Source organism: Nocardioides baculatus (assembly GCF_016735675.1).
GTDB classification, from domain to species: Bacteria; Actinomycetota; Actinomycetes; order Propionibacteriales; family Nocardioidaceae; genus Nocardioides; species Nocardioides baculatus.
Map to the genome: position 1 here is coordinate 387,269 of NZ_JAERSG010000002.1, position 18,570 is coordinate 405,838.

Here is an 18,570-nt window from a genome sequence, read left to right on the forward strand (position 1 = left end):
TCATGCCCTCCTCAGGCGGAGCCGGGAGCCGCTGGACTTCCGGTTGGATGGGTTGCTCTCGGTCGCCACCGTCGCTTCGGACAGGCTGTCGGCCACGCTCTTCGCGAAGGAGACGAGAGCCTTGGAGTTGGGGTGGTTCGGATAGGCCGTGACCAGGGCCTCGCCCCGGTTGACCGCTGCGAGGACTTCGCGGCTCGAGACGAGCGAGGAGCTGGCCTTCAGTCCCAACGTCTTCTCGTACTCCTCGACCGTGAGGCCCACCTTGCCGTCGGCGCGGTTGAGAACGAAGCGCCACGTGGACTTCGGGAAGTTGAGGACCTCGAGCGTGCTGGTCGCCAGCTTGAGCGCCTTGAGCGAGGGGATGTCGAGAGTGCCGACGAGGATGATCGCGTCAGAGCGATCGAGCGCGCACAGCGCGTTGTCGTCAAAGGTTCCTGACGTGTCCACGACGACGAAGTCGACCATCCGGCGCAAGGCGTCGATCAACTTGCCGACATCTTCCTGGGAGGCCTGGTCGGGTGAGTCGATCCGCACCGGTGCCGCGACGACTGAGAGGTTGTCGGAGTGGCGGGTGAGGATCGAGGCGATCCCCTCGGCGTCGATGACGCCGTTGAAGCCGACCAGGTCGTTGATCGTGCGTTGGGGTGTCAGCTGGAGCATGATCGCTACGTCTCCGCTGGCGACGTCGAGATCGACCAGGCAGACCGACCGGCCCGCTGTGGCCAAGGACACTCCGACGTTGGTTGCGACGAGGCTCTTGCCCACTCCGCCCTTGGTCGAGAACACCGTGAGGACCTTGCCGCGCGGAGCATCGGCCTCCGCCTGGGCAACCGCGGCCGCCTGCGCGATCTCATCTGCGGCTTGTGCCCGTGCGAACTCCGCGGCGGCCTGTGCCTCGTCCATGAGCGTCTGTCCGATGGCGTTGGCGACGCTGCGGGCACGCTGGACGGCGGTGGTGATGCCGGCCAGGTCCCGGGCCGCGACCACCTCGCGCATGCCGCTGCGCAAAGCCATGGAAAGCGCGGCACTGTCGACGTCGTGCCGGAGCAGGATCACTCCGAGGTCGGGGCGGTGGATCCGGGCCCACTGGGCCAGCTCAGCAGCTGCCTCGCTCGGGACCGAAGGACCGATGACGACGGCGAACTCGTCGGTGGAGGAGCGAATGTGCTCGTCGAGTCCGTCGAGGTCCGCGAAGGCGATCGATCCGTGCAGCATGGCTTGGAGGACGCTGCGCTGTGAGGGCTCCGGCTCGAGGACGGCGGTCACGGCGTCACGCCCCGGAACAGCTCAGGGAACAGGTCTCCCGGCCTGATGCCCGGACCGTCGGAGACCTTCGAGTCATCCGTCAGCAGGGCGAAGGTGACGTCGGAGTTGCGATCCGCCTGGATGAGCCTCTCGGCCTCCTCCTGAGTCACCGCAATGGTGAGGATCGTCTTGGCCACCTCCTCGGTTGCGGTGCCACCGTCTTCGTCCTCGGTCGTCCGCGACGTCACCGTCGTGGTGCCAACTCCCAGGACGGGCACACGGGTCAACACGATCCGCGTGTAGTCACCCAACGGGCGGTCCTTGCCATCCGGCAGAAGTGCAGTCAGGTCCTGTGGCGTCGCGAAGATCGCCACCTCGTTGCCTGGGTTCACGAACCCGGCGACGCGCTCGAAGTCGGTGAGCTCGACCGACACTGCCATCTTGTCTTCCGGGATGACGAGGCTCTGCGTGTCGCCCAATGTGCCGAACTTCTTGGCGAGGAGCTGCTCGCCGGGGTAGATCGTGCCGAGGGCGACGTCGTCCGCGATCGAGGTGGTCGAGGAGAGGCTGCCATCGACCAGGTCGGCGCGGCGCACCTCGGCCTTCTCGATCTTGCCATCCTCCTGAGCCTGGGCGACCGTCTCACCGATGTCGATCGTCTCGGTGGCGACGAGCACCTCGACCAGCTCCTGGTCCTTGGTGGCTCGGGCGTCGATGCCCTGCACGTAGAGAACGATCATGGCCGTCCCGGCCAGAGCGATGAGGGCAGCGACGAGGAGGAGAACAGATCGGCGAGCCATGGTGCAGTCCTTCGCGGTCATGTGGTCCCACTGAGGGGATGGGTCGCGTAGGCGGAACCAGGGACTGTGCGGTGAAATCGAGCCCCGGTGCCCTCCCAGCGGATCGAATCTAGGGGCGCGCGTTTGACTGCCGTGGGCTAAACCTGGCAAACCACCCGAAGGGGGTGTCGGAGTAGTCCCAAGTGACTAGTCCGACCTAGTCATCGACTAGCCCGCGTGCTCGGAGCAATAGATTCGCGGTACGCCGATCGAAGATCGACCGCAACGCCCCGCAGTGGGACCTCAGCCGAGGTAGAGCGCCTCGATCTCGCTCCGCGCCTCGCGGACCACCACGTTGCGCTTGAGCTTGAGGCTCGGCGTGAGCTGGCCGCCCTCCTCGGTCCACTCACCGGGGAGGATCGTGAACTTGCGGATCGCCTCCGCCTTCGACACCGCCTTGTTGGCCTCGTCGACCGCCTCCTGCACGGCGGCGACGAGGTCGTCGTCGTCCACCGCGTCGGCGACGTCGGCGGACTTGCCGTGCTCCTGGGCCCAGGCGGGGTAGGTCTCGCGGTCGATGGTCACGAGCGCGCCGATGAAGGGCTGGCCGTCCCCGACGACCAGGCACTGGTCGACGAGCGCATGCGCGCGCAGGCGGTCCTCGAGCACGGCGGGCGCGACGTTCTTGCCGCCGGCCGTCACCAGGATCTCCTTCTTGCGCCCCGTGATCCGGACGAAACCCTCGTCGTCGACCTCGCCCACGTCGCCGGTGTGGAACCAGCCGTCGCGGTCGATCGCCTCGCTGGTGGCCGCCTCGTTGCCCCAGTAGCCGGAGAAGACCTGGCCGCCGCGGAACAGCAGCTCGCCGTCATCGGCGACCCGCACAGCCGTGCCGGGCAGGGGACGACCGACGCTGCCGATGCGCGTGGCGTCGGGGAGGTTGGCCGACAGGGCAGCAGTGGTCTCGGTGAGGCCGTAGCCCTCGAGCACGGTCAGGCCGATGCCACGGTAGAAGTGCCCGAGCCGCTCGCCCAGCGGCGCGCCGCCGGAGATGGCGTACGCGCAGCTGCCGCCCAGCGCCTGGCGCAACTTGCCGTAGACAAGCCGGTCGAAGAGCGCGTGCTGGACGCGGAGTCGCACGGGCACCCGGGTGCCGTCCTGCGCGCGGGACCAGGCGATCGCCACGTCGGCGGCCCGGTCGAAGACCTTGCCCCGGCCGTCGGCGGTGGCGCGCTGCGAGGCGGTGTTGAAGACCTTCTCGAAGACGCGGGGGACGGCGAGGATGAAGGTCGGCCGGAACTCGCCGAGGTCGGCCACGAGGTTCTTGATGTCGGCGCTGTGGCCCATCCGGGCGCGGCTCTTGACGCACCCGATCTGGATGACGCGCGCGAAGACGTGCGCGAGGGGGAGGAACAGCAGCGTCGAGGCGTCCTCGGTGTCGAAGAGCTCGCCGAGCTCGTCGACCGCGACGCCGAGCTCGAACATGAAGTTGCCGTGCGTGAGCATGCAGCCCTTGGGCTTGCCGGTGGTGCCGCTCGTGTAGATCAGGGTGGCGAGGTCGAGGGGCGTGGCGGTCGTACGCCGCTGCTCGAGGAGGTCGTCGGGGATGTCCGAGCCGAGGCGCTCGAGGACGTCGACGGCGTTGTCCTCGATCGACCACACGTGCTGGAGCTCGGCCAGGTCGCCGGACTCTCGCGCCTCGCGCACCCGGGCCAGGTGGTCCGGACCCTCGGCGACGACGGCGCGGGCGCCCGAGTCCTGGAGGATCCAGCCGATCTGCTCGGGCGACGAGGTCTCGTAGATCGGCACCGAGACGGCACCGGCGAACCAGATGGCGTAGTCGAACAGGGTCCACTCGTAGCGGGTCTTGGAGAGCAGGGCGACGCGGTCGCCCGCCTCGACGCCGGCGGCGACCAGACCCTTGGCCACGGAGCGCACCTCGTCGTGGAACTGCGCCGCCGTGACGTCGACCCAGCCGTCGCCGGTGCGGCGGCTGAAGACCGCAGTCCCGCCGGCGTCGCGCGCATTGGCGACGACGTCGTCGGTGAGGTTGCCCGTGGTGGGGATCGTGGTCGAGAGCGGTGCGGCGTACTCACGCACGGGGACCTCCTGGTGAACGACGACGTGCGAAGCGCAGGCTATCGCTTGCCCGCGGATGGACTGCGGTGCGGCTCGGCTAGGCTCCGCCACATGGCCGAACAGACCTCTTCGTCGATCACGATCGACGCGCCGCCGGCCGATGTCATGGCCGTCATCGCCGACTTCGAGTCCTACCCCGCGTGGGCGAAGGGCGTGAAGGAGGCGGAGGTCACCGCACCTGGCACCGGCGACCGGGCGGAGCAGGTCTACTTCGCGCTCGACGTCTCGCCGATCAAGGACGAGTACACCCTCGCCTACGACTGGGACGGCGACCGCGAGGTCACCTGGACGCTGGTCGAGGGCAACATGCTCAGGATGCTCGACGGCGCCTACACGCTCGTCGACCAGGGCGACGGCACCACCGAGGTGACCTACCGCCTCGCCCTCGACGTGAGCATCCCGCTGATCGGCATGCTCAAGCGCAAGGGCGAGAAGATTCTCATCGACACCGCGCTGAAGGGTCTCAAGAAGCGCGTCGAGTCGCTCTGACACCCGGGTCCGGGATGCGGATCCTCCTCTTCACCGGCAAGGGCGGAGTCGGGAAGTCGACGCTCGCCGCCGCCACTGCGTGCGCGAGCGCTGCTGCCGGCCACCGCACCCTGGTGCTGTCGACTGACGCGGCCCACTCGCTCGCCGACGCCCTCGACGTCGCGGCGACGAGCGAGCCGACCGAGGTCGCGCCCGACCTCTGGGTCCAGCACGTCGACGCCCAGGAGCGGTTCGAGCGGTCGTGGGGCGACATCCAGGGCTATCTGCTCAGCGTCCTCGACGTGGCCGGCGTCGACCCGGTCGCCGCGGAGGAGCTCACCGTCATCCCGGGCGCGGAGGAGGTGCTCGCGCTCCTCGAGGTACGCGCGCAGGCACGGTCGGGGGAGTGGGACGTCCTCGTCGTCGACTGCGCACCGACCGCGGAGACGCTGCGGCTGCTCGCCCTGCCCGAGGCACTCGGGTGGTACATGACGCGCGTGCTGCCCGTCGAGCGGCGGGTGGTCAAGGCGCTCAAGCCCGTCCTCTCGCGGGCCGCAGGCGTGCCGATGCCGGAGGACTCGGTCTTCGACGCGATCGAGCGGCTCCACGCGGACCTGGACGACGTACGCACTGTGCTGACCGGTCCGGAGACGTCGGTGCGGCTCGTGCTGACCCCCGAGGCGGTCGTGCTCGCCGAGGCGCGCCGTGCCTACACGTTCCTGACGCTCTTCGGCTACGCGGTCGACAGCGCGATCGTCAACCGGGTCTTCCCCGACGGCGGCGCGGACGACTGGCGCGCCGCGTGGGTCCGGGCGCAGCAGCAGGTGCTCGGCGACGCGGCGGACTCCTTCGCAGGGCTCGACCTGCGCACGTCGGTCTACCGGTCCTCCGAGCCGGTCGGACGCGAGGAGCTGCTCGACCTGGCCCGCGCGGTGTACGCCGACGCGGATCCGCTCGCCCGCGGCGCCGAGCGGGTGCCGATGGAAGTGCGCGCGGTCGAGGGCGGACTGCTGCTGGCGATGCCGCTGCCCCTGGCCGACCGCGACGACGTACGTCTCGCACGCAAGGGCGACGAGCTCGTCGTCAGCGTGGGGTCGTATCGTCGTCTCCTGTCGCTCCCGTCGAGCTTGGCTCGGCACCGCGTGGCCGGCGCTCGCGTGCACGGGGGACAGCTTCAGGTCCGGTTCACCGACACAGCCACCGACGAGGAGTCCCCGTGAGCGAGGCCCACGAGGTCGGACCCCTCGCCGAGGAGGCCGCCAAGCTGCTCGGTGCGTTGTCGGGCTGGGCGCGCGATCACGCCGCGGAGGCGAGCGAAGGACTGTCGGGCCTGGCGGACTGGGCCACATCGGCGGTGCACGGTGTCGACGAGCACCTCGCCACCGGAGCGGCCGAGTGCACGGTCTGCCCCCTGTGCCGCACCGTCCACGCGGTCCGGCAGCTCAATCCTGACGTGACAGCGCACCTGTCCGCGGCCCTGGCCTCGTTGGTGAATGCGGCCGACGCATTCACCAGGACCCCGGACCCGCGATCGGGGGACCCGGACCCGGTGGAGCACATCGTCCTCAGCGACGACTGGCCAGACTCGTGACGGACAGCCTCACTCGATGAGGCGCGTACGGCGCAACCCGCCGTCGCAGGGAGTGTTGCCGAGAGAGCACTCTGATTCTTGGTTCGAGCCGGACGCGCTGATCTGGACGTACTTGATGATGATGTAGTTGACCGTGTTGCCCGAATCGTCGTCACCGGCATACATGTCGCTCGGCAGCCCGCTGCACTCACCCGTCGTCGAGTGGTACTTCTCGGTCTTGCTGAAGTGATACCCGCAGATGACCGCGCCCAGGAGCTTGTACACAGGGAACGTGGCATTGTTGCCCGATCCGTCGACCGTGCTGGACGAGCATTGCGGGGGAGCGCAGAAGACCGGGAAGATGGCGGCGACGCTGTTGTCGACGAGGTACTTCCAGGACACCGCAACTTGTCCGGAGTCGAGGTTTCCCGGGTTGGACTCCAAGCAGGAGCCGTCGGGTGTCTCGCCACCCAGGCACGCGGCCTGCAGGGCGGTCGTCAGCTGGGTCGTGGTCTGGGTCTCGGACTGTGACGTCACGACCGACGCGCCCTTGGGGCAGCCGTCGCGAACTTGCTGGACCATCACGCTGGTGGAGTTGGAGGCGTTGCCGGGACAATCGACCGTCCACCACGCGCCCGACGCATTGCCGCAGGCGGGAGGGGCGTCCTTGGGGTAGTCGAGACGGACGAACGGTCCCGTGGTCAGCTGTGTCGAACACATCGCGAGCGGCCGCATGCGGTTGCCGGTGGCCGGAGCCACCTCGACGTTCGCCTTCGAGGCGCGCGTCGAGGTGATGCTGGATGCGCCGCCGAAGACACCCGCGAAACGGTTGCTGGTCGTGCCGGAGTTTCCCAGCGTCACGATCAGCGCCTTGCTCCCGCTGCTACAGCTGACGTCGAATGTCGTCTCGGTCCAGCTTGCATCTGGATAGTTCTTCTGGGCCATCTTCGTCGCAGCGGTCCGTGCAGCCGCAACGGCGGTGGTGTTCGACTTGATCGTGCTGCATGTGCCCGGGTACCTGGACAGGGCCTGCGCTCCGGCCAGCGCTCCCGCGTCGGCAGCTTTCTGCAGGTTGCGGTTGCTGACGTAGGCAGTTCCGAGATCGACGGTGAACGCGGACAGGCCGATGAGGAACACCGCGAGGACGGCTACGAGGATCGCGACCGCACCCCGGTCGTCACGGCTTGCCGCCGGTTCGGAGGACGTCACTGGTACTCGCACTGGAACTCCGCCTGACTCGAGAGCGTGATGGTCTGCCCCATTCCGGGCAGCGGCCAGGGAAAGAGGAACTTCGATGTGACCTCGCCCCTGACGACCATGTTCTTGCCGTAGGTGCTCCCCTTGCAGGTGGTCCCGACGCCGCCAGTGTTGGTCGGGAACGTCACGGCGAAACCGCTCGTCTGCGACTTCGCGATGGCCGTGGAGTCCCACTGGTTCGTGGTCTCCGTCGTCAGGTTCTTGCCGGTGTCGACCACACCCGCTCGGGCGCCCGCGCGGACTGCGTTGTCGAGCGCGAGCTGCTGCGCAAAGACCACGCCGAAGTTGATGATCCCGGCGATCACCATGAGGAGGGGAACCACGACGAGCGCGAACTCGACCGCGGACGCGCCGCGTTCGTCGCGCGTGTTCCTGCTGGTGCGCCAGCGCATGTTGCTCCCCTTACCCCGAAACGATTCGCCTGTCAGAGTACGAACGCCCGCCGGTGCTGTCGCTGGTTTGGCGGCAGTCTTGTCCGACCGCCGGCAAAGATGACCCGGAATGACTAGACGGGTGGTCCAACCGGTCCATACCGGGCCGATGCGCGAGGATGCGCGCATGGGCGGACAGGTGGTCGTGGGCGTCGACATCGGCGGTACGAAGGTGCTCGCCGGGGTCGTCGACGAAGCCGGCACGGTGTCGTCCCCCGCACGGCGTACGACGCCCGGTCGACGCGGCGTGACCCGGCAGGCCGAGGACGCGTTGGTCGAGGCGGTCCTCGAGTCGGCTGCCGGCCGGCCGCTGGCCGGGGTCGGCGTGGCCGCGGCCGGCTTCGTCGACCCGGCAGGCGAGCGGGTGATGTTCGCGCCCCACCTGCCCTGGCAGGGCGAACCGTTGCGCGACCTGCTGGAGGAGCGGCTCGGCTGCCCGGTGCTGCTCGACAACGACGCCAACTGCGCGGCCCGGGCGGAGGCGCACCACGGCGCCGCTCGCGGTGCCGGCTCCGCCCTGATGATCACCATGGGCACCGGCATCGGCGGTGCGGTCCTGATCGACGGCCGGGTCCTGCGCGGAGCCAACGGCATGGCCGGCGAGTTCGGGCACATGCAGGTCGTGCCGGGCGGCCAGGCCTGCGAGTGCGGGAAGAGCGGGTGCTGGGAGCAGTACTCCTCGGGCAACGCCCTGGTCCGCAATGCCCGCGCGCTCATGGCCGAGCAGCCCTCCGTGCTGGCGGAGGTGAGCGGCGGGCGGCCCGAGCGGGTGAACGGGCCGATGGTCACCGCGGCGGCCGAGGAGGGCGACCTCGTCGCGCGTCAGGCGTTCGCGTCTGTCGGCGACTGGCTCGGGATCGGCACGGCCAACCTCGTCGCGGCCCTCGACCCGGAGGTGGTGGTCGTCGGCGGCGGGGTGTCGGCCGCGGGCGACCGGCTCCTGGACCCGGCGCGCGCAGCGCTGCGCCGTACGCTCGTCGGGGCGGCACACCGGCGGGTGCCCGACGTGGTGGCGGCCACCCTCGGACCTCGCGCGGGCATGATTGGGGCGGCGTTGCTGCTGCGGTAGGACATGTCGTTCGTTCGCCAGCGGTGGCATGCACTCGCTGTCAAGATGGCCGGGTGTCTGTGGGAGTCGAGGAGACCCGCCGGAGTGCGGGAGGTGCCAGCGCGTTGTCGCGCCGGCTCGTGCGAGTGGCCCCTCTCGCCCTGTTCTCCCTCATCCTGTTCACCTGGTACGCGACGTACGCGGTCGTACGGCACAACCGTTTTCTCACCGCCGCGTTCGACCTCGGAATCTTCGACCAGGCGGCCCGGCAGTACTCCCAGTTCCAGGTGCCCGTGGTGCCCATTCGTGGCGAGGGCTTGGTCGTCCTCAGCGACCATTTCCACCCCATCGTCGCGACGCTGGCGCCGCTCTACTGGGTCTGGGACGATCCTCGAACTCTTCTCGTTGCCCAAGCAGCGCTGGTCGCTGCGGCCGTCCCCGTGGTGCACGGATTCGCACGTCGGCGGCTCGCGCACTGGAGCGCAGGGGCCTTCACCGCGGTGTTCGCAGTCGGCTGGCCGTTGCAGCAGCTGATCCACTTCGACTTCCACGAGCTGGCCTTCGCGGTCCCGCTGCTTGCACTGGCAATGGACGCACTTGACCGCAAGGCTGATCGATCGTTGGTGGTGTGGTGCGTCGCCCTTCTTCTCGTCCGCGAGGACATGGGGCTCCTCGTGGCGATGCTGGGTCTCCTCCGTGCGCGCACGCGGCCACGCTCGGTTGGACTTGGCGTGGTGGTTGGGGGAGCCATGGCCGTGGTAGTCATCACGCAGCTCGTCATGGCGCGCCTCTCGCCCGTCGGCTCATGGCTGTACTGGTCGTACGACGCTCTCGGCGAGGACCCACGGTCCGCGATCACGTGGATCCTCGGCCACCCGTGGCAGACGGTGCAGATGCTCTTCGAGCCCCGGATGAAGTCACTCACCTGGCTGTGCCTGTTTGTGCCATTGCTCTTCCTGCCACTGCTCTCGCCATACGTCGTCGTTGCCGCACCGCTGCTCGCTGCGCAGTTCCTAACCTCGCGCGAGCTGCTGTGGCAGCCAACTTTCCACTACTGGGCCCCGCTATGGGTGATCCTGGTCCTGGCTGCGGTCGACGGTGCAGCTCGGATCAGGAGCCGGAGGAGCGTGGTCGTCCCAACGGTCCCGCTCGTGGCAGGCGCCATCTCTGTCATGGGCATCGCCCTTCTCCCCTCGCTGTACCCCGTTCTCCGGCTGACGGACACCGACGTGGACCAAGGTCACCACCTAGAGCACCAACGGATGCTCGTCTCGGCCGTCCCAGAGAACACGTGCGTGGAGGCCGACAACTACATCGCCCCGCATCTCACGTCGACCAACAAGGTCGGGATGCCCGGAGGGCTGACCGACCCGCCCGCGGACTTCCTCGCGCTTGACATGTCGGCACCGACCGTGGCGTTCGAACAGGCCACTCCTGAGGAGGCGAGGCGAGCCGCCGAGGCAGAGGGGTACACAGCCGTGTGGCAGCAGGGCAGCCTGGTGCTGCTACGAGCTCCTGACTACGCAGGACCACGCGCCGACTGTTCTCCCTGAAGACGGAACAGCGACAGATGCGTCCCGCACGCGTGGTGGCGGCGAGGGCGGTCAGGCGCCGCGGTAGTCCGGCACGAGCTCGAGCGCGAGCTGCTCGAGGAAGAGTCCGACGTCGGTGACGATGCCGCGGCCCTGGTTGGACCCGCGGTCGGCGATCTTGGTGACGGTGCTCGGGTTGATGTCGACGCACACCAGGGGCACGGTGGCCGGGAGGATGTTGCCGGTCGCGACCGAGTGCAGCTGCGTCGCCATCATCAGGCAGTAGCCGACGTCGGCGACCTCGGCGCGCATCGCGCGCTGGCCCTCGAGCACGTCGGTGTAGACGTCGGGGAGCGGGCCGTCGTCGCGGACCGACCCCACCAGCACGAAGCGCTTCTGCTCGGTCACGAGCGCGTGCATGATCCCGCTGGCCACCACGCCGTCCTCGACGGCGCGCGCGATCGATCCCGACTTGCGGATCGTGTTGAGGGCACGGACGTGGTGCTCGTGACCGTGCTCGACGCCCTGGGCCAGGCCGAGGTCGAGGCCGAGGCTCGTGCCGTAGAGGGAGAACTCGATGTCGTGCGTGGCCAGGGCGTTGCCGGCGAAGAGGGTGTCGACGAAGCCGGCCCGCACGAGGGCGACGAAGGCCGGCACCGCGCCGGCGTGGACGACACCCGGGCCAGCGACCCACAGCAGCCGCTTGCCGTCGTCCCGCGCCTGGCGCATGCCGTCGGCGACCTGGCGGACGAGCACGGCCTGCGGCCTCTCGTACGCCTCGCCGGGGGCGGGTGCGAACGCGTCGGCCACTGAGCCGGGGCTCGGCACCGACACCTGGATGCCCGACGCCCCGACCACGACCTGCATGCCGGGCTCGACGTCGGACATCGGAACCGTCCGGACCCGCCGGCCACCGTCGGCGGCCTCGAGGAGGACGAGCCCGCAGTCCATCTCGGGGTTCTCGACCTCGTACCAGTCACCGTCGATCCGGACGCGGGTCTCGAGGTTGGTCGTGGAGTAGAAGCCGTCGGGCAGCACGCCCGTGCGCTCGGCCGGCGCGGTCACCGCCTCGCCCGGGTCGAGCTGGTTGACCCCGCGGGTCTGGAGGCGCATCAGCAGGCGCTGGAGGGACGCGTCGTCGTCGGCGCGCACGGTGATCCGGGCGCTGCTCGGGTCGTGCGCCTCGTGGCCGACGTCGAAGGTGTCGATCTGGTAGTCGCCGCCGTAGTCGCGGATGTCGTCGAGGATGCGCGACAGGATCCCGCTGTCCATCAGGTGTCCGGTGACCTCGACGGTCTCGCTAGCGCCCACGGCTGGGACCTTACGTCGTCAGGGCGTCGGTGACGGACGCCCGGGGCGTACTTCCTGACCAAGCGGTCGGGTTCAGATGCGGGAGCCGTCGTCCCACGGGTCTCGCGGCGCGCGGGGCATCACGAACACCAGGTAGCCGAACCCGCCGACGAACCACGCGACCAGCGCCCAGCCGACGATCGGCGCGACGTAGATCGAGAGCAGACCGATCACGAGCGCCAACGCGGGCGCCACGAAGATGCCCGCCCACGCGACGCCACGTTGCCAGGTGCGGGGGGTCGGGAACGGCGGCGGGGGAGGCGGCTGGAACCGGTCGACCTCCGGGAGTGCCTCGACCTCGTCGACCTCGTCGACCGCACCGACCTCGTCGGCCCCGTCGTCGACCGGGCGCGGCGCGACCGGTGTGGTGGGCCGGGTGTCGTCGTCGAGGACCGGTCGCTCGCCGTAGTGCTCCACGATCTCGCGCCAGGCCAGCTCGGTGCGGCTCTCGTCGCCAGGCATCGTCACGCGGCAACGGTACCTGCCCCGTGGTGCACACTGTGCCCGTGAAGATCCCCTTCCTCGGCGGCCCGGCGGCCCCCCTCGACCCCACCCTCGTCGCGCCGATGTCGTCACCGGCCCGACCCGAGCTGACCGGCGGTCGCCGGATCGGCGTGCTGGTGCAGCATGGCTTCACCGGCAACCCCGTGTCCATGCGGCCGTGGGCCGAGGACCTCGCCGCGCGCGGCTACGCCGTCGAGATGCCGTTGCTGCCCGGCCACGGCACCCGCTGGCAGGACCTCAACAAGGTCACGTGGGCCGACTGGGTCGCGACGGTCGAGACGGCGTACGAGAAGCTCGCCGCCGAGAACGACGCCGTGGTGGCCGTCGGGCTGTCGATGGGCGGTGCGCTGTGCCTGCGGCTGGCCGCCGACCACGGCGACGGGCTCGCGGGCATCTGCATCGTCAACCCCGCGGTCGACACGCTGCGCAAGGACGTCAAGCTGCTGCCGGTGCTCAAGCTGGTGGTCCCCGGGATGCCCGGCATCGCCAACGACATCAAGAAGCCGGGCGCGGACGAGCACGGCTACCCCACGACCCCGCTGAAGGCGGCCGCGTCGATGTTCGCGGGCTACGCCGAGCTCCGCAAGGACCTGCCGAAGATCACCGTCCCGGTGCTGTTCTTCCGATCCGCCGAGGACCACGTCGTCGACATCTCGAGCTCGCGGGCGCTCAACGCCGGCCTGTCGTCGAAGGACTTCGAGGAGCGGGTGCTCGAGGACAGCTACCACGTCGCCACCCTCGACAACGACGCCCCGCGCATCTTCGCCGAGTCCGCCGAGTTCATCGAGCGGGTCACCTCGCAGCAGCAGGGATAGGCTCCGACCGTGCTCTATTGGTTCCTCAAGTGGATCGCGCTCGGGCCGGTCCTCCGTCTGGTGTTCCGCCCGAAGGCCTTCGGCGTCGACCACGTGCCGGAGGAGGGGCCCGCGATCCTGGCGAGCAACCACCTGTCCTACGCCGACTGGCTCTTCATGCCGCTGACCCTCAACCGGCGCGTGACGTTCGTCGCCAAGGCGGAGTACTTCACGACCCCCGGCATCAAGGGCTGGTTCCAGAAGAAGTTCTTCTCCGGCGCCGGCCAGGTGCCGATCGACCGCTCCGGCGCCAACGCGGCCGAGGGCGCGATGAAGTCGGCGATGAAGATCCTCGGAGAGGGTGACCTCTTCGGCATCTATCCCGAGGGCACCCGCTCCCACGACGGCAAGCTCTACCGCGGCAAGACCGGCGTCGCCCGGCTGGCGCTCGAGTCCGGTGCGCCGGTCATCCCGTGCGCGGTCGTCGGCACCGACGTGGTCGCGCCCGCCGGCAAGGTCTACGGCACCTGGACACGACCGGTCGTCCGCTTCGGCAAGCCCCTCGACTTCTCCCGCTACGCCGGGATGGAGAACGACCGCTACATCCTGCGCTCGATCACCGACGAGATCATGTACGAGATCATGCGGCTCTCCGGACAGGAGTACGTCGACCTCTACGCCACCAAGGCCAAGGAGCTCGACAAGGAGAAGGCCAGGCAGGCAGCGGCGGAGGCGGCCGACCAGCCGGAGAAGAAGGCGTCCTGAGCGCGTACGCCGACGGGCGGGCGACGGCGCCACGCTCCGACTCGGCGCTGGCGGTCGAGGACCGGCTGCACTCGGCGTTGGCGATCGTGCGGGTGGTCGTGACCGTCAACATGGTCGGTCTCAACGCCTACCGCCGCGACAACTACGAGCACCCCACGATCGGGATGGTCATCGTCGTCGTGCTCGCCGTCTGGACGGCAGTCGCGATCTGGCTCTACCAGGACCGCGCCCGACGGACGCCCGTCCTGCTGGTCGCGGACCTCGCGATCGTCCTCGCGGCACTGGCCGCCACGCCCTGGGTCAAGTCGCCGGACTTCAACGCGACCATCCCCGGTTTCTACGTGATGGGCGTCTTCTTCGCCTGGGCCATCCACTGGCACTGGAAGGGCGGGCTCGTCGCCTCGGCCCTGATCGCCCTCTTCGACGTCCTGCCGCGCAACGAGCTCGACCAGGGCAACTACGGCAACGTGTTCCTGATCCTCATCGGCGGCCCGATCGTGGGCTACATGTGCGCGTCGTTGCAGCGGATGGCCCGCGAGCGCGACGCCGCCGAGCACGCCGCAGCGGCCGCCGAGGAGCGCACCCGGCTCGCCCGCGCCGTCCACGACGGCGTGCTCCAGGTCCTCGCGATGACGCAGCGGCGTGGCGCCGCGGCCGGCGGAGAGTGGGCCGACCTCGGCCGGCTCGCCGGCGAGCAGGAGCGCAGCCTCCGGTCGCTGATCCGGCAGCAGGACACGGTGCCGACGGCCCCGGCCGGCCTGGTGGACCTCGCAGGTGCGCTCGAGGAGATGACGACCGCCCACCCGGTCCGCGTCGAGCTCGCCACCCCGGGCGGAGCCGTCCTGGTCGACGCGCGCGTCGCGACCGAGACGGTCGCCGCCGTGCGCGCCTGCCTCGACAACGTCCTGGCCCACGTCGGCCCGCAGGGCAGCGCCTGGGTGCTCGCCCAGGCGGCTCCCGACGCCATCACCGTCTCGGTCCGCGACGACGGCCCGGGCATCGCCCCCGGTCGCCTGGCGCAGGCCGAGGGCGAGGGTCGTCTCGGCGTCGCGTCGTCCGTCCGCGGCCGGATCGCGGACCTCGGTGGCACCGCGACCGTCGAGAGCGGCGAGTGGGGCACCGAGTGGGAGCTGGTCGTGCCGCTAGCGTGAGCGGGTGACGATCCACTCGACCCACCCGTTCGCGGACCCGGAGGGTGACCGTGATCCCGTACGACGCCTGCGCGGGCGCGTCGGCGGGACCGTCTCGCTCTGGACTGCCGGCGGGCCCGACGACCGGGCGGGGCTCACGGTGTCGTCGTGGCTGGTCGCCGGGGGCGAGCCCGGTCGGGTGCTGGCCCTCCTCGACCCCGACGCCGACCTCACCGACGTGCTGCTGGAGACGGGGCGGGGCGTGCTCCAGCTCCTGACGTGGGACGACCGCGGGCTCGCCGACGCGTTCGCCGGCACGGCGCCCGCGCCGGGCGGGCCGTGGCGGATGGCCGAGTGGGACGACACCGCCCATGGACCACGGCTGGCGCACGCCGCCACCTGGGCGGGCCTCGAGGTCGAGACCGACGTCGAGGCTGGCTGGTCGCGGCTGGTCACGTGCCTGCTCCGCGAGGTCGTGGTGGGCGACGACACCGACCCGCTGGTGCACCGCCGCGGACGCTACCTGCCGCCGGGCGAGTGAGATGGCTACGATGCGACGCAACCGAGGGAGCCGGGGGGCGGCATGGTCAGGGTGATGGTGGTCGACGACCACCCGATGTGGCGTGACGCGGTCGAGCGCGACCTGGAGGCGGCGGGCCACCAGGTGGTGGCGGTCGCCGCCAACGGGCGCGAGGCGATCGCGCGGTTCCCCGCGTCCGCTCCGCAGGTCGTGGTGCTCGACCTCCAGCTGCCGGACAACACCGGTGTCCAGGTGACGAGCATGATGCTCGAGCACGACCCGACCGCCCGGGTGCTGATCCTCTCGGCCAGCGGCGAGCAGGGCGACGTGCTCGAGGCCATCAAGGCCGGCGCCACGGGCTACCTGGTGAAGTCCGCGTCCAGCGCCGAGCTGATCGACGCCGTCGTCCGCGTCTCCGAGGGCGAGGCCGTCTTCACGCCCGGCCTCGCCGGCCTGGTGCTGGGCGAGTTCCGCCGGATCATGGACGGACCGGCGGACAGCCCGGTCGACCAGCTCACCGAGCGCGAGACCGAGATCCTCAAGATGGTCGCCACCGGGATGAGCTACAAGCAGATCGCCGCGCGGCTGGTCCTCTCGCACCGCACCGTGCAGAACCACGTGCAGAACACGCTCCGCAAGCTCCAGATGAACAACCGCGTGCAGCTGACCCGGTGGGCGATCGAGCACGGCCTCGACGACGAAGCCGGGGCATGACCGCGCCCGACCTCGACCGCTACCTCGCGCGCATCGGCCTGACCGGGCGCCCGCCGGCCACCGTCGACGGCCTGCGCGAGCTGCACCGCGCCCACGTCGCGCGCATCCCCTACGACAACCTGTCCATCTACCTCGGCAGGCCCGACCCGATCGACGCCTCCGCCTCGGTCGGCCGGGTCGTCGCGGGCGGGCGCCTGGGCTACTGCTTCCACCAGAACACCGCGCTCGAGTGGCTGCTCACCGCGCTCGGGTTCTCCGTCAGCCGACGCCACGGCCACGTCTGGGCGCGGCCCGAGCACGAGCTCGGCATCGAGCTCAACCACCTCGTGCTGGTCGTGTCGGGGCTGGACACCGACGACAACCCCGGCGGCCACTGGTGGGTCGACGCCGGGATGGGTGAGGGCTTCGCCGAGCCGCTGCCGCTCGTGCGCGGTGACCACGTCGTCGACGGCTGGTCGTTCGGGATCGGCGCCGGCTACGGCGCGCAGGCCGCCGGCCGACCGAGCGGGCCGGCCGCCTGGACCTACCGGCACCTGCCCGACGGCGTCCTCCGCGGCGTCGTCGTGACCTCCCGCGACCACTCGGCGGAGGCCATCGCTGCGTCGCACCTCTTCCGCAGCACCGCGCCCGAGTCGCCGTTCCTGCGCGTGCCCGTCGCCCAACGGATCGACGGTCCGGTGCAGCGCGGCATCCGCGGCCTCGTGCACCAGGCGATGACCCCGGACGGCCGCGAGCAGCGCGACCTGACGTCGTACGACGACTGGCGCGGCGCGCTGGTCGACGACCTCCTGCTCCCGGTGGACGACGTCACCCCCGACGAGTGGTCGTCGCTGTGGGAGCGCACGCTGGCCGCGCACCGCACCTGGGACGAGGCGGGTCGTCCGTGATCGAGGCCGGCAGGGCCGCGTGGCGACGCGCCTCGAGCGAGGACGCCGTGGCGCTGCGCGACCTCGAGCGGGTCGCGAGCCAGCGCGGGCTGGCGCACGTCTTCGGCGACCTGCCCTACCCCGACGACGACGTGCTCGCCCGCTGGGTGCTGCTGCTCGACGACCCGACGGTCGACGTCGAGGTCGTCGAGGACGCGGCCGGTCTCGTCGCGCTCGCCGCCCACGACGGCGCCAGCCTGCGCCACCTCGCCGTCCGTCCCGACCGCTGGGGCACCGGGCTGGGGCGCGAGGGGTTCCACCGGGCCGAGGCCGCGGGCGCGCGGCGCCTGTGGGTGCTCGAGCTCAACCACCGGGCGCGGGCGATGTACGAGTCGTTCGGCTGGACGCCCAGCGGGGACCGCCAGGAGTGCCCGTGGCCGCCGTACCCGACCGAGCTCGAGTACGCCGCTCCCGCGACTCCCTAGGCTGCGTCCGATTAGGTTGGGCGCCATGGCCGACCCGCTGCTGGAGATCGCCGACGACCTCTACGCCCTGCCGCTCGCGGACTTCACGCCCGCGCGCGACGCGCTCGTCAAGGAGCACAAGGCCGACAAGGCGCTCGCGGCCGGGATCAAGGGCATGCGCAAGGCGTCGGTCGCCGCGTGGGTGGTCAACCTCCTCGTGCGCCGCGACCCCGACCAGGTCGACCAGCTGCTGGCCGTCGGCGCCGCCCTGCGCGACGCCCAGGAGAACCTCGACGCCGCGCAGCTGCGCGAGTTCACCAAGCAGCGGCGCCAGCTGACCGCGTCGGTGACGACCAAGGCCCGCCGGATGGCCAGGGGAGAGGGAGTGAGGACCACGGAGGCCGTCGGGGACCAGGTCGAGGCGACGCTCACTGCGGCGATGCTCGAGCCCGACGCGGCGAAGGCGGTCCGCAGCGGCCTGCTGGTCACGTCGTTGTCGGCGACCGGCCTCGGCGATCTCGACCTCAGCGGCGCCGTGGCGCTGCCGGAGGCGCTCGGCTTCAGTGCGACCGCCCGGCCCGTCACGGCGCCCGACCCGACGCAGCGACCGCAGCTCCACGTCGTACCCGACCCGGATGCCGACGTGAAGGCCCGCAAGGCCGCCGACGAGCGGCTGGCCGACGCCAAGCAGGCCCTGGGGGTCGCGGAGAAGGAGCAGCGCGGCGCGCGGCGCGCGGTCGAGCGGTTCCGCGCGAAGACCCTGCAGCTGCAGTCCGAGCTCGACGAGCTCCGCAGCCGGATCGCGACGCTCGAGGCGGAGGTCGAGGAGGTCGACGACGAGCTCGGCGAGGCCGAGGCCGTGGAGGCCGAGGCGCAGGAGGCCGTCGACGAGGCGCAGGCCGAGGTGGACGCGGCCAAGGCGGCGCGGGAGAAGCTCTAGGGCGCGTCGCTCAGCTCCATGGCCTGCTGCACGCCGCCCCGCGGGTGCCTCGCT

20 protein-coding genes are annotated in these 18,570 nt (G+C 70.7%); 13 read left to right on the plus strand and 7 right to left on the minus strand.

The annotated features are described in order from the left end of the window. The 3 genes from JI751_RS07615 to JI751_RS07625 all read right to left on the minus strand — a co-directional run bounded on the left by JI751_RS07615 (window position 1) and on the right by JI751_RS07625 (window position 4,124). Window positions 1-1,266 (minus strand): CpaE/TadZ family protein, encoded by a 1,266-nt coding sequence (locus tag JI751_RS07615; protein ID WP_201935239.1) that lies wholly within the window; start codon window positions 1,264-1,266, stop codon window positions 1-3. Further along, window positions 1,263-2,066, minus strand: a complete 804-nt coding sequence (gene cpaB, locus JI751_RS07620; protein ID WP_201935241.1) for a Flp pilus assembly protein CpaB — start codon at window positions 2,064-2,066, stop codon at window positions 1,263-1,265. The genes JI751_RS07615 and cpaB overlap by 4 nt, the downstream gene beginning before the upstream one ends. 261 nt (window positions 2,067-2,327) lie before the next feature. Next, window positions 2,328-4,124 (minus strand): AMP-dependent synthetase/ligase, encoded by a 1,797-nt coding sequence (locus tag JI751_RS07625; protein WP_201935242.1) that lies wholly within the window; start codon window positions 4,122-4,124, stop codon window positions 2,328-2,330. A 90-nt stretch (window positions 4,125-4,214) separates the two neighbouring features. Here JI751_RS07625 and JI751_RS07630 point away from each other — a divergent pair, with 90 nt between their 5' ends. Genes JI751_RS07630 through JI751_RS07640 form a run of 3 tightly spaced genes read left to right on the plus strand, consistent with a single transcriptional unit; the run spans window position 4,215 to window position 6,222 of the window. Then, window positions 4,215-4,652: an SRPBCC family protein gene (locus JI751_RS07630; RefSeq protein WP_201935243.1), complete on the plus strand. Its 438-nt coding sequence runs from the start codon at window positions 4,215-4,217 to the stop codon at window positions 4,650-4,652. Window positions 4,653-4,666: 14 nt separating this feature from the next. Beyond that, the gene (locus tag JI751_RS07635) at window positions 4,667-5,851 is read left to right on the plus strand and encodes an ArsA family ATPase (protein WP_201935244.1); all 1,185 of its coding nucleotides are present in this window, start codon (window positions 4,667-4,669) and stop codon (window positions 5,849-5,851) included. Continuing rightward, complete coding sequence (locus tag JI751_RS07640) at window positions 5,848-6,222, plus strand: hypothetical protein (protein ID WP_201935245.1); 375 nt, start codon at window positions 5,848-5,850, stop codon at window positions 6,220-6,222. The genes JI751_RS07635 and JI751_RS07640 overlap by 4 nt, the downstream gene beginning before the upstream one ends. Before the next feature lie 9 nt (window positions 6,223-6,231). Here the strand turns inward: JI751_RS07640 and JI751_RS07645 are convergent, their stop codons facing one another. Both JI751_RS07645 and JI751_RS07650 read right to left on the minus strand, forming a co-directional pair. Next, window positions 6,232-7,410, minus strand: coding sequence for a pilus assembly protein TadG-related protein (locus JI751_RS07645; RefSeq protein WP_201935246.1), 1,179 nt, complete (start codon window positions 7,408-7,410; stop codon window positions 6,232-6,234). Then, on the minus strand, window positions 7,407-7,850 hold the full coding sequence (locus JI751_RS07650) for a TadE/TadG family type IV pilus assembly protein (RefSeq protein ID WP_201935247.1): 444 nt from the start codon (window positions 7,848-7,850) through the stop codon (window positions 7,407-7,409). The genes JI751_RS07645 and JI751_RS07650 overlap by 4 nt, the downstream gene beginning before the upstream one ends. 166 nt (window positions 7,851-8,016) lie before the next feature. On the opposite strand from JI751_RS07650, the gene JI751_RS07655 reads away from it, so the two are divergent. Together JI751_RS07655 and JI751_RS07660 are read left to right on the plus strand one after the other, a co-directional pair. After that, window positions 8,017-8,958 carry an ROK family protein gene (locus JI751_RS07655; protein WP_236665828.1) on the plus strand — a complete coding sequence of 314 codons (942 nt, stop codon included), beginning with the start codon at window positions 8,017-8,019 and terminating at the stop codon, window positions 8,956-8,958. A gap of 125 nt (window positions 8,959-9,083) precedes the next feature. Continuing rightward, on the plus strand, window positions 9,084-10,490 hold the full coding sequence (locus JI751_RS07660; RefSeq protein ID WP_201935251.1) for a DUF2079 domain-containing protein: 1,407 nt from the start codon (window positions 9,084-9,086) through the stop codon (window positions 10,488-10,490). Window positions 10,491-10,541: 51 nt separating this feature from the next. Here the strand turns inward: JI751_RS07660 and JI751_RS07665 are convergent, their stop codons facing one another. Both JI751_RS07665 and JI751_RS07670 read right to left on the minus strand, forming a co-directional pair. Further along, complete coding sequence (locus tag JI751_RS07665) at window positions 10,542-11,780, minus strand: ornithine cyclodeaminase, nickel-pincer nucleotide-dependent (RefSeq protein ID WP_201935252.1); 1,239 nt, start codon at window positions 11,778-11,780, stop codon at window positions 10,542-10,544. Between the two features lie 72 nt (window positions 11,781-11,852). Continuing rightward, window positions 11,853-12,287, minus strand: coding sequence for a hypothetical protein (locus JI751_RS07670; protein ID WP_201935255.1), 435 nt, complete (start codon window positions 12,285-12,287; stop codon window positions 11,853-11,855). A 38-nt stretch (window positions 12,288-12,325) separates the two neighbouring features. On the opposite strand from JI751_RS07670, the gene JI751_RS07675 reads away from it, so the two are divergent. The 8 genes from JI751_RS07675 to JI751_RS07710 are packed head-to-tail and all read left to right on the plus strand — an operon-like array spanning window position 12,326 to window position 18,516. After that, entirely contained in the window at window positions 12,326-13,138 is an 813-nt protein-coding gene (locus JI751_RS07675) for an alpha/beta hydrolase (RefSeq protein WP_307813980.1), read from the plus strand. Window positions 13,139-13,147: 9 nt separating this feature from the next. After that, window positions 13,148-13,882, plus strand: a complete 735-nt coding sequence (locus JI751_RS07680; RefSeq protein ID WP_201935257.1) for a lysophospholipid acyltransferase family protein — start codon at window positions 13,148-13,150, stop codon at window positions 13,880-13,882. Window positions 13,883-13,929: 47 nt separating this feature from the next. Beyond that, window positions 13,930-15,033 carry a MacS family sensor histidine kinase gene (macS, locus tag JI751_RS07685; RefSeq protein WP_269090429.1) on the plus strand — a complete coding sequence of 368 codons (1,104 nt, stop codon included), beginning with the start codon at window positions 13,930-13,932 and terminating at the stop codon, window positions 15,031-15,033. Window positions 15,034-15,037: 4 nt separating this feature from the next. After that, entirely contained in the window at window positions 15,038-15,553 is a 516-nt protein-coding gene (locus JI751_RS07690) for a flavin reductase family protein (protein ID WP_201935259.1), read from the plus strand. A 54-nt stretch (window positions 15,554-15,607) separates the two neighbouring features. After that, window positions 15,608-16,246, plus strand: coding sequence for a response regulator (locus JI751_RS07695; RefSeq protein ID WP_236665831.1), 639 nt, complete (start codon window positions 15,608-15,610; stop codon window positions 16,244-16,246). After that, a complete protein-coding gene (locus JI751_RS07700; RefSeq protein ID WP_201935263.1) occupies window positions 16,243-17,133 on the plus strand; it encodes an arylamine N-acetyltransferase family protein in 891 nt (296 codons plus the stop codon). Before JI751_RS07695 ends, JI751_RS07700 begins: the two co-directional genes overlap by 4 nt. After that, window positions 17,130-17,597, plus strand: coding sequence for a GNAT family N-acetyltransferase (locus tag JI751_RS20915; protein ID WP_201935265.1), 468 nt, complete (start codon window positions 17,130-17,132; stop codon window positions 17,595-17,597). Before JI751_RS07700 ends, JI751_RS20915 begins: the two co-directional genes overlap by 4 nt. A 25-nt stretch (window positions 17,598-17,622) precedes the next feature. Beyond that, window positions 17,623-18,516: a hypothetical protein gene (locus JI751_RS07710; protein ID WP_201935266.1), complete on the plus strand. Its 894-nt coding sequence runs from the start codon at window positions 17,623-17,625 to the stop codon at window positions 18,514-18,516. Window positions 18,517-18,570 lie beyond the last annotated feature (54 nt).